This is a genomic window from Pseudomonas sp. FSL R10-1350 (genome assembly GCF_009600525.1).
In the GTDB taxonomy this organism is placed as follows: Bacteria; Pseudomonadota; Gammaproteobacteria; order Pseudomonadales; family Pseudomonadaceae; genus Aquipseudomonas; species Aquipseudomonas helleri.
Genome location: NZ_WIVR01000232.1, coordinates 1 through 275, shown reverse-complemented (window position 1 = coordinate 275; position 275 = coordinate 1). Strand labels below are relative to the sequence as shown.

1 protein-coding gene is annotated in these 275 nt (G+C 33.5%); it reads left to right on the top strand.

What is annotated here, in order from left to right; translation table 11 throughout:
* Positions 1-21: 21 nt before the first annotated feature.
* On the top strand, positions 22-275 hold a 254-nt coding region (locus tag GHO25_RS25945; protein ID WP_153393478.1), incomplete at its 3' end, for a hypothetical protein.

The following is a 275-nucleotide window of genomic DNA, read 5'->3' as shown; positions in this document are numbered from 1 at the left end:
GCATACTTACAAACAAAAGACATGAATGATCGATTATATCAAGAACTAGTGAATCAGCAAGCAAGGTATGAACAGTTATTGAAAAAGGGTGCTCGGTCAACAGACGAAACTATAGTATTGTTAAAAGAAAGTATAACACAAAAAGAAGAGATGCTTAGAGCGTATGAGAATACTTTTAGGGAAAATGAAGATAAGTATAATAGTCTTGAACATCTGTATGAATCTCTTAGAGAAGATGCTATTAGGTTGTCAGAAGAAAAAGCAAAAGTGGAAGG